This window comes from Microbacterium sp. (assembly GCF_051953575.1).
Taxonomy (GTDB): domain Bacteria; phylum Actinomycetota; class Actinomycetes; order Actinomycetales; family Microbacteriaceae; genus Microbacterium.
On record NZ_JBQCIP010000161.1, the window covers coordinates 1 to 9434 of the forward strand.

Annotated in this window: 7 protein-coding genes; 4 read left to right on the forward strand and 3 right to left on the reverse strand. The window is 68.0% G+C overall.

The genetic code is table 11. The annotated features are described in order from the left end of the window. The 3 genes from ACTHNQ_RS10170 to ACTHNQ_RS10180 form a co-directional block, all read right to left on the reverse strand. The coding region (locus tag ACTHNQ_RS10170; RefSeq protein WP_440333264.1) for an ABC transporter substrate-binding protein at positions 1-1631 on the reverse strand (1631 nt) is incomplete at its 3' end. 32 nt (positions 1632-1663) lie between these two features. Then, positions 1664-2614 carry a carbohydrate ABC transporter permease gene (locus ACTHNQ_RS10175; protein ID WP_440333265.1) on the reverse strand — a complete coding sequence of 317 codons (951 nt, stop codon included), beginning with the start codon at positions 2612-2614 and terminating at the stop codon, positions 1664-1666. A gap of 11 nt (positions 2615-2625) precedes the next feature. Beyond that, on the reverse strand, positions 2626-3627 hold the full coding sequence (locus ACTHNQ_RS10180) for an ABC transporter permease subunit (RefSeq protein ID WP_018173141.1): 1002 nt from the start codon (positions 3625-3627) through the stop codon (positions 2626-2628). Positions 3628-3911: 284 nt separating this feature from the next. On the opposite strand from ACTHNQ_RS10180, the gene ACTHNQ_RS10185 reads away from it, so the two are divergent. From ACTHNQ_RS10185 to ACTHNQ_RS10200, 4 genes are all read left to right on the forward strand, one after another. Continuing rightward, entirely contained in the window at positions 3912-4919 is a 1008-nt protein-coding gene (locus ACTHNQ_RS10185; protein ID WP_440333266.1) for a LacI family DNA-binding transcriptional regulator, read from the forward strand. A gap of 81 nt (positions 4920-5000) precedes the next feature. Further along, positions 5001-6788: an ABC transporter ATP-binding protein gene (locus ACTHNQ_RS10190; RefSeq protein ID WP_440333267.1), complete on the forward strand. Its 1788-nt coding sequence runs from the start codon at positions 5001-5003 to the stop codon at positions 6786-6788. 206 nt (positions 6789-6994) lie between these two features. Next, positions 6995-8089 carry a Gfo/Idh/MocA family protein gene (locus ACTHNQ_RS10195; protein WP_440333268.1) on the forward strand — a complete coding sequence of 365 codons (1095 nt, stop codon included), beginning with the start codon at positions 6995-6997 and terminating at the stop codon, positions 8087-8089. A 279-nt stretch (positions 8090-8368) separates the two neighbouring features. After that, positions 8369-9434, forward strand: a 1066-nt coding sequence (locus ACTHNQ_RS10200) for an ABC transporter substrate-binding protein (protein ID WP_440333269.1), incomplete at its 3' end; no start/stop codon positions are given.

Below are 9434 nucleotides of genomic sequence, written 5' to 3' on the forward strand. Positions count from 1 at the left end.
AGCGACTCGAACTGTCCCTCGTTCTCGGCGAAGACCATCTGCCACGAGTACTGCTTGATGATCTCCTTGACCTGGTTGCGCAGCGCCTCGATGTCGGACGGGTCCGCCGGAGCGGTGTAGCTGGCCCCGGGCGCGACCAGCAGCTCGTCGTTCGACGTCAGGTAGTCCATCGTCGTGGTCGCCCCGCCCATCTTGGCCGACCAGTCCTGCGTCAGCGCGTTGGCGGTCTTCGCCTGGTAGGTCGGCCAGAACGTGTAGCTGAACGGGTAGCCGGTCTCGGTGTCGACCTGCTTCGGCAGGACCGCGCTGATGTTGAGCGCCGAGACGCCGTCCTCGTAGCTGCCGCCGCCCCACTCCTCGGGCACGGTCGCGCCGCCGCCCAGGAACTGCTGGTAGCCGAAGTCGGTGAGCTCGGGCTCGCCCGCGTCGTTGACGTCCCACGTGAGGCCCTTCGGACCGGCGGTGCCGCCCGTCTGCGCGCTGTTCGCGTACGTGCCCTCCGAAGAGTACAGCCAGTCGATGAACGCCGCGATGCGCTCGGGGTCCTCGGCCTTCGAGCCGATGGCGAAGACCTGCTTGCCGCCGTACGCCTCAGCGCCGTACGAGAAGATGTCCTGGTCGCCCAGCGGCACCATCTCGAAGCCCTGACCGGCCTGCATGTGCTCGTCGGTGTTGAACGCCGACTGCCCCAGCCACGGCCACCACGAGAACAGCACCTGACCCGCCTGCATCTTCGAGAACAGCGTGTCGTAGTTCTGGGTCGTCGACTCGGGGTCGACCAGCCCCAGCTGGTTGGCGTCGAAGTACAGCTTCAGGTTGCGCATGTACTCGCCCTCGGGGTCGAGGATGCTCTGGTAGTCCGACCCGTCGGCCTTGGCGAGCACGAAGCCGATCTCGTCGTAGCCGTAGTAGGTCGCCGGCTGCTTCGCCGTGACCATCATGTTGCCGTCCCAGTCCTTGAAGAGCGAGAACCCGTAGGTGGGCTGCCCGTTGTCGGCGGTGGGGTGCGCCTTCTGCATCTGCTGGAGGATCGGCAGCAGATCTTCGAGCGTCCCGACCGCGGGGTAGCCGAGCTCCTTGTAGTAGTCCCAGCGCATGTAGGCGCCGAACGTGGGGTCCAGCCCCTCCGACGGCTCACTGGGCTTCAGCGTCGACAGCGACGAGGGGAAGCCGTAGACGCCGTCCTTGCCGTCGTTGAGGTGCTGCACCGCCGCGTCGTACGTGTCGAGGTTCTTCATCGCGGGGTAGTAGTTCGACGCATCGGCGACGAGACCGCCCTCGATGAGCTCGTCGAGCTTCTGACCCTTGTCGGTGATGATGAGGTCGCCGAGGTCTCCGGCTGAGACGCGGGTGTTGTAGAGCGTGTCGCCGCCGCCCGCGACGTTCGGGGCGATGATGTTCAGCTTCATGTTGAACTTGTCTTCGACGATCTTGGCGAACCAGCCCTGCTGCACGCCCATGTAGTTCGCGAGGCCGTCGAACACGTCGATCGTGATCTCCTTGTCCCACTTCTCGGGGAACTTGTCGATCGCGCCCTGGGTGCTGCTGTCGCCGCCCGCACTGCACGACGCCAGCGACCCCGCGGCCAGGAGCGCCACGAGCGCCAAGGCCACCTTCTTTCGCAGCTTCATTGCTTTCCTTTCTCGGTGGTGCATGGCCGCCGTCAACCCTTGACGGCGCCCAGCATGATGCCCTTCACGAAGAAGCGCTGGAACAGGGGGTAGATGAAGATGATCGGCAGCACGACGAGCACCGACACCGTCATGCGTATCGAGGTCGGCGTCTGGGCCGTGGCGAGGTTCGCGATCTGGCCGATGTTGCCGCCGGCGTTCTGCGCCGCCTGCGCGAGGCTCGATGCCTGGTTGATGAACATGTAGAGCAGGTACTGCAGCGTGTACAGGCTCTGGTCGGTGATGTAGATCAGCGTGTCCTGGAAGCTGTTCCACTGCGTCACCGCGCTGAAGATCGCGATCGTCGCGAGGATCGGCGTCATGTTCGGCAGGTAGACGCGGAAGAAGACCTGCAGGATGTTGGCGCCGTCCATCTCGGCGGCCTCCTGCAGCTCCTTCGGCATCGACTCGACGTACGTCTTCGCGAGGATCACGTTGAACGGCTGCACCACAAACGGCAGCACGTAGACCCAGAAGTTGTTCGTCAGCCCGAGCGTCTTCATGATGATGAACACCGGGATCAGGCCCGCGCTGAAGTACATCGTGATGATGAGGAAGCGATACCAGAACTTGCGGCCCCACATGCGGGTCTGGGTGAACATAAAGCCCAGGAACCCGGATGCCAGCACCGTCAGGGTCGTGCCGAGCACGGTGCGGCCGACGCTGACGGCGGTCGCCATCGGCAGCCCCGGCAGCGCGAAGACCTGGGAGTAGTTCGACAGGTGGAACCCGACCGGCCAGAGCCGCACATCGCCGAGCGCCGACACGTCGTTGGCGCTGACCGAGTTGATGATCAGGTAGTAGAAGGGGTACGCGCAGATCACCGCGAACACGGCGAACAGCAGGTAGTTCGCGCCGCGGAACACCCGGTCGCCGGCCGAGGCCCGGTAGCGGGCCGACGTGTCGCCGCGCTTGACGGTGGTGAGGGTCTTCGTCATGGTCATCGCGGTGGCCCCTAGACGATCGATTCGCCGCGGACCCGCTTGGAGACCGCGTTGACGGTGAGCAGGAGGACGACCGAGATGATGCTCTTGAGCATGCCGATCGCGGTGGCCATCGACAGGCTGTTGCCGGTCATGCCGATGTTGTAGACGTACAGGTCGAGCACCTGGATCCACTGCTTGTTGAACGCGTTCTGGAACACGTAGTACTGCTCCATGCCGTTGTTGAGGAGATTGGCGATCGACAGCAGCAGGAGCACCAGGTAGGTCGGCATCAGCTGCGGCAGGGTGATGTGCCGCATGAGCTGGAAGCGCCCGGCCCCGTCGATGCGGGCGGACTCGTAGAGCGACTGATCGATGCCGGCGATCGCGGCGAGGTAGATGATCGCTCCCCAGCCGAGGCCCTTCCAGATGCTCCAGAGCGTCATGGTGATCCACACGTTCTGGTCGGTGTCGAGGAACTTCACCGGCGTGGTGATGAGCCCGGAGTCCATGAGGACGTCGTTGACAAGTCCCGAGCTGGAGAACAGCGAGAAGGCGATCATGTACACGAGCACCCACGAGATGAAGTTCGGCAGCGACGTGAGGGTCTGCACCGAGTTGCGGAACCACGGCGCCTTGATCTCGTTCAGGAAGATCGCGAAGAACAGCGGCAGGACCGAGGTAGCGATGCCGAGGAAGCTGATCGCGAGGGTGTTCAGCAGCACCTGCCCGATCTGCGCCATCTGCGTCGGCGAGCTCACGAGCATCTCGAACCACTGCAGTCCCACGAACTCGCTGCCCTCGAGGCCGAGGGCCGGCTTGTAGTCGTACAGCGAGTACACCCAGCCGTACAGCGGCAGGTACGAGAACAGGAAGGCGAGGACGAGGAACGGCAGGATGCAGAGGAAGAGCGTGAACGACGTCCGGCTGCCGGCCGGACGCAGGCGCCGCCCCGGGCGCTTTCTGGAGTTCTTCTCCAGGTTGCGGACGGCCGCCTCCTGGATGACGGTCTGGGCCTGAGCCTGGGTGGTCATCGGGCCCCGCTCTCGGCTGCGGCGACCCCGAGGGATGCCGTCGGGTGAGCATGACGTCGTTCCATGTCACTCCTTCGTGTACGTGGGTGCCGCTCGTCTCGGTGCCCCGCGGGGGCCGAGCGGGATTCGAGATCAGTGTCGAACCGCTTCAATGTCGAACCGCTTCGATTGAAGAGTAGGAGCGCTGTGGGGATTCGTCAAATGCTTTCTGGTAACGCCGCGATAACGAACACGCACGCTGCCGTCGAGCCCTCCCGCACAAGGAAAGCGCATACCATGACGACATGAAGCGCATCGGCATCCGCGATGTCGCCGACCGCGCAGGCGTGTCGATCAGCACCGTCTCGAACGCGCTGAACCGGCCGCACCTCGTCAGCGCGCAGCTCGTCGACCGGGTGCGCTCCGCCGCCGACCAACTCGGCTACGTGCCCCTGCAGGCGGCGCAGCAGCTCCGCGCTGGGCGCTCAGGGCTCCTCGGCATGACCGTCATCAACATCGCCAACCCGTTCTTCGCCGACGTGGTCGCCGGCGCCGAGGACGCCGCTTCGGCCGCGGGCCTGCGGGTCCTCGTCGGCAACTCCAGCGACGACGCAGCCAAGGAGCGCGACCACCTCGAGCTGTTCGAGCGGGTGCAGGTCGAGGGTGCGCTGGTGAGCCCGTTCGGCCCGGTGGAACCCTGGCTGCAGAGATTGCGGGGGCGCGGCATCCCGGTCGTCCTCGTCGATGCCGTCGACGACAGCGGTGCGCTGCCGTCCGTCTCGTTCGACGACGTCGCGGGCGGACGGCTGGCCGCGGAGCACCTGCTGTCGACGGGGCGCCGCCGGCTCGCGTTCGTGGGCGCCCGCGAAGAGGTGCGGCAGGTGCGCGAGCGCCTGCAGGGCGCGCAGCTGGCCGTCGCCGCGCACCCGCGGGCGACGCTCGAGACGATCTGGACGCACCGCACGACCTCCGAACTCGGCCTCGCGTTCGGCGAGCAGCTCGCCGCCCGCTCCCCCGCCGACCGCCCCGACGGCGTGGTCACCTCGAACGACCACCTCGCCATCGGCCTCGTCCACGGGCTCATCTCGCGGGGCGTGCGCGTGCCCGAAGACATCGCGGTCGTCGGCTACGACGACATCGAGTTCGCGGCTATCGCCGGCGTGCCGCTGACCTCGGTGCGCCAGCCGGCCCGCGAGATGGGGCGCACGGCCGCCGAACTCCTGCTCGCGCGCATCGGCGGCGCGCCGGACTCCGCCCGCGACGACATCGTCTACCAGCCCGAGCTCGTGGTCCGCGCCTCGACCGGCGGCTGACGCCACCGACGCGGGCGCCTTCCCGAGCCGCGATCTCCGCGCCGCGGTCCGATGTCACGGCATCGCCGATACGATGACGGGATGACGCAGAAAGCGTTTACCGGCGCTATCCCCGTCCTCGGGATCGCCCAGAACCCCCGTCCCGGCCGCTCCGTCCTGCAGCTTCTCGCCCGCCGCCCCGGTCGCATGATCCTGGCGGTTCTGGCGTTCGCGTGCAAAGAGATCCCGCTGTGGTTCCTGCCCGTGGTGACGGCGAGGATCATCGACCTCGTCGCCACGGGCGGCGAGGTGTCGACCGTGCTCATCTGGTTCGGCGTCGCGGCCGTGCTGCTGATCCAGAACTACCCGATGCACATGGTGTACACCCGCAACTTCATGCGGGTGGTGCGCGACACCGGGGCCGACCTGCGCAACGCGCTCGCGGCGCGGCTGCAGAGCCTGTCGATCGGGTACCACACGCGCGTGAGCTCGTCGATCGTGCAGACCAAGGTGGTCCGCGACGTCGAGAACGTGGAGCTGATGCTGCAGCAGGTGACCCACCCGCTGCTGTCGTCGACCATGGTGCTCGTCGGCGCCATCGTCATGACGGCGATCGCGGTGCCGCAGTTCCTCCCCGTGTACGCCCTCGCCGCGCCGGTCGCGCTCATCCTGCGCAGCAGCCTCAGCCGCCGCTCGCGGGCCCGCAACGAGGTGTTCCGCCGTGAGGTCGAGGGCTTCGCCGCCCGCGTGGGCGAGATGGCCTCGCTCATCCCGGTGACGCGCGCGCACGGCCTGGAGCGCACCGCGGTGTCGCGCGTGCAGGCCGGCGCCGACGGCGTGCGCCGCGCAGGGTACGAGCTCGATCTGCTCAACGGCCACGTCGCGTCGATCTCGTGGGTGGCCATGCAGCTGCTGGGACTCGGATGCCTCGTGCTCGCCGCGGTCTTCGCACTCACCGGCATCCTCCCCATCACGCCCGGCGAGGTCGTGCTGCTGTCGTCGTACTTCACCCTCCTGACGCAGGGCCTCACGCAGTTGCTCATGCTGATCCCCGTCGGCGCGCGCGGCCTGGAGTCGATGCGCTCGATCTCGGAGGTGCTGCAGGAGCCCGACCTCGAGCAGAACGAGGGCAAGCGCTCCGTCGCGCACGTGGGCGGGCACCTCGAACTGCAGCACGTGACGCAGCGCTACCCGGGCGCGGACCGGGACGCCGTGCACGACGTCTCGCTCGACATCGCGCCGGGCGAAACCGTGGCCTTCGTCGGCTCGTCCGGCTCGGGCAAGTCGACGATGCTCAACCTCGTGCTGGGCTTCGTGCGCCCGACATCGGGGCGCATCCTTCTCGACGGCGACGACATGCAGGAGCTCGATCTGCGGACGGTGCGCCAGTGGGTGTCGGTCGTGCCGCAGGAGTCGGTGCTGTTCGAGGGCACGATCCGCGAGAACATCGCGTACGGCCTCGACGACGCATCGGACGACCGGCTGCGCGCCGCGCTGCGCGATGCGAACGCCGCCGAGTTCGTCGACACGCTTCCTGACGGCTGGGACACCGTCGTCGGCGAGCGCGGCGCACGCCTGTCGGGCGGGCAGCGACAGCGCCTCGCGATCGCCCGCGCGCTCGTGCGCGACCCCCGCATCCTCCTCCTCGACGAGGCCACCTCGGCCCTCGACCCGGAGTCCGAGGAGCTCGTGAAGGAGGCGCTCGACCGTCTCATGAGGGGTCGCACGACTCTGGTCGTCGCGCACCGTCTGTCGACCATCCGCCAGGCGGACCGCATCGTCGTGCTCGAGCACGGCGAGGTCGTCGAGGTCGGCAGCCACGACGCGCTCGTCGCCGCGAACGGCCGGTACGCCCACCTGCACGCGACGCAGTCCGGGCTCCCCCGCTGAGCCCGGCCCCGCCAGGAATCGCGAAAGGGCAGATCTCTGCGCGCTTCGTCGCGCGAGAATCCACCCTTTCGCGACTCCGGTGTGTTCCGTCGGCGAGCGGCGGTTGGGATAGCGCTTTCCTGTGCCACGGCATACGCTGGGATGGTGGATGCCGGGCGCCCGGCATCCGGCCTCCACAGGCTCTTCGACCCGCACAGGGAGCACACGTGACCGAGACCCTCCGCTGCGCCATCGTCGGGACCGGCGCGATCGCCCGGTCGCACGCGTCAGCTGTCGCCGCCTACCCGCACGCCGAGCTCATCGCGGCCACCGACCTTTCCCGCGCCTCGGCCGAGGCCTTCGCCGCGGAGCACGGCGTGCCCGCGGTGTACGACGACCTCGACACGCTGCTGACGGCCGAGCACCCTGACGTGGTGCTGATCTGCACGCCGCCCGGCGCGCACGCCGCCCAGGCCCTCGCGGCGTTCGCGGCGGGCGCGCACGTCGTCGTCGAGAAGCCGCCGGCACCGTCGCTGGACGAGCTGGCGCAGATGACGGATGCCGCTGCCGCCGCCGGGCGCGAGCTCGCGGTCGTGTTCCAGCAGCGCACCGGCACCGCAGCGGCGCACGTCAAGGGCCTGCTCGACGCGGGTGCGCTCGGACGCCCGCTCGTCGCGCAGTGCCAGACGCTCTGGTACCGCGGCGCCGAGTACTTCGCCGTCCCGTGGCGCGGCAAGTGGCAGACCGAGGGCGGCGGAACGACGCTCGGTCACGCGATCCACCAGATCGACCTGCTGGCCTATCTGCTCGGCGACTGGACGCGCGTCGAGGGCCGACTGTGGCGACTGGACCGCGAGACCCAGACCGAGGACGTGTCGACGGCGACCATCGTGTTCGAGGGCGGCGTCGTCGCACAGATGGTGTCGAGCACGCTCTCGCCGCGCGAGGTCAGCAGCGTGCGCATCGACACCGAGAAGGCCACGATCACCGTCGACCATCTCTACGGCCACGGGCACGAGAACTGGCGCATCACCCCGGCGCCGCACGTCGACGCCGCCGAGGCCGACACGTGGGCGCTTCCCGCGACGGAGGAGCGCAGCGGGCACGAGCCGCTGCTGCGTGCGGTGTTCGACGCGCTGCGCAGCGGCGCACCACTGCCGCCGGTCGCGGACGCTCCCGCGCGTTCGATCGAGATCGTGGCCGCCGTCTACGCGTCGGCCGACGCCGACGGCGCCGTCGTCACGCCGGCGGATCTCGCCGCACATCCGACGCACCGCACCGGCTTCGCCAGTGCCGTGATCGATCTGCGCCCGCGCCGATAGCCGGCATCCCGGTCCGCTCTCGCCGCCATCGAAGCGTTTTCGCCTGATCAGGCGATGCGGCAGACTGGGACCGGACACAGGCGTCGTCGGCATCCCGTTACTGAATCGTTCAAATTTCTCGTCCCGGTGTCTTGCGAAACGTTTTTAGACGGGGTACCGTGGCGGGCAAGCGCTTTCCAGCATCGCCCATCGCACCGAGGGATGCGCCCACCCGCACACACAGACAACGGAACGTCTGCGCGGAAAAGACAGAACACAGACGTTCAAGAGAGGACAAGGATGTTCACCAAGAAGCGTGCGCTCACCGCCGCGGCGGTCGCCGCCGGCGCCGCCCTGGTACTGGCCGGCTGCGCGTCGGGCAGCAGCGGCGACAACCCCGACGCCACCCCGACGCTCGACGCGAACGAGAAGGTCACCCTGAACATGTCGTTCTGGGGCAACGACGTCCGCGCCGGTCTCTACGACAAGGTCATCGCGGAGTTCGAGAAGCAGTACCCCAACATCACGGTCAACACGTCGTTCCTGGACTTCCCCTCGTACTGGGAGAAGCGTCAAACCGAAGCCGCCGGCGGCGGTCTGCCCGACGTGATGCAGTTCGACTACTCGTACCTGCGGCAGTACTCCGAGAACGGCCTGCTGCTCGAGCTCGACCCCTACCTCGGCAACATCATCGAGACCGACCCGCTGCCCGAGAACATCCTGAGCATCGGCGTCGTGAACGACAAGACCACGGCGATCCCGACCTCCACCAACGCCTGGGGCCTGTTCACCAACCCCAAGCTGCTCGAGTCCGTCGGCGTCGACGACTTCGAGGGCGGCAGCTGGGACGACTACACCGAGTGGATGGGCGAGGTCACCGATGCCGGTGGCGGCTCCGTCTACGGCGGCACGGACTTCACCGGCCGCATCCAGAACTTCGAGGTCCAGCAGCGCGCGAAGGGCAAGGACCTGTTCACCGACGACGGCGAGCCCAACTTCACGGAGAAGGACCTCAAGGCGTTCTGGGAGCAGGGCGACGCGATCCGCGACGGCATCGGCATCCCCCAGCAGATGCTCGAAGAGATCAAGCCCCTCTCCGGCTTCGACGCCGGCAAGACGGCGTCCGAGCTCACGTGGGACAACTTCGGCGCCGGGTACCTCGCCAACCTGGGCGCGGACTACACCGAGCTGAACCTCGTCGCGCCGCCGGTCACCGAGGAGGGCGCGAAGGACCTGTACCTGAAGCCGTCGATGCTCGAGGCCGTGTCGGCCAAGACCAAGCACCCGGAGGCGGCCGCGACGCTCGTGAACTTCCTGGTCAACTCGCCCGAGTCCGGTGAGATCTTCGGCACCAACCGCGGTCTGC

What these genes read in the sequence shown, in the direction of transcription:
- ACTHNQ_RS10175 (WP_440333265.1), bottom strand. Translation starts at nt 2,614, where the DNA reads ATGACCATGACGAAGACCCTCACCACCGTCAAGCGCGGCGACACGTCG.
- ACTHNQ_RS10180 (WP_018173141.1), bottom strand. Translation starts at nt 3,627, where the DNA reads ATGACCACCCAGGCTCAGGCCCAGACCGTCATCCAGGAGGCGGCCGTC.
- ACTHNQ_RS10185 (WP_440333266.1), top strand. Translation starts at nt 3,912, where the DNA reads ATGAAGCGCATCGGCATCCGCGATGTCGCCGACCGCGCAGGCGTGTCG.
- ACTHNQ_RS10190 (WP_440333267.1), top strand. Translation starts at nt 5,001, where the DNA reads ATGACGCAGAAAGCGTTTACCGGCGCTATCCCCGTCCTCGGGATCGCC.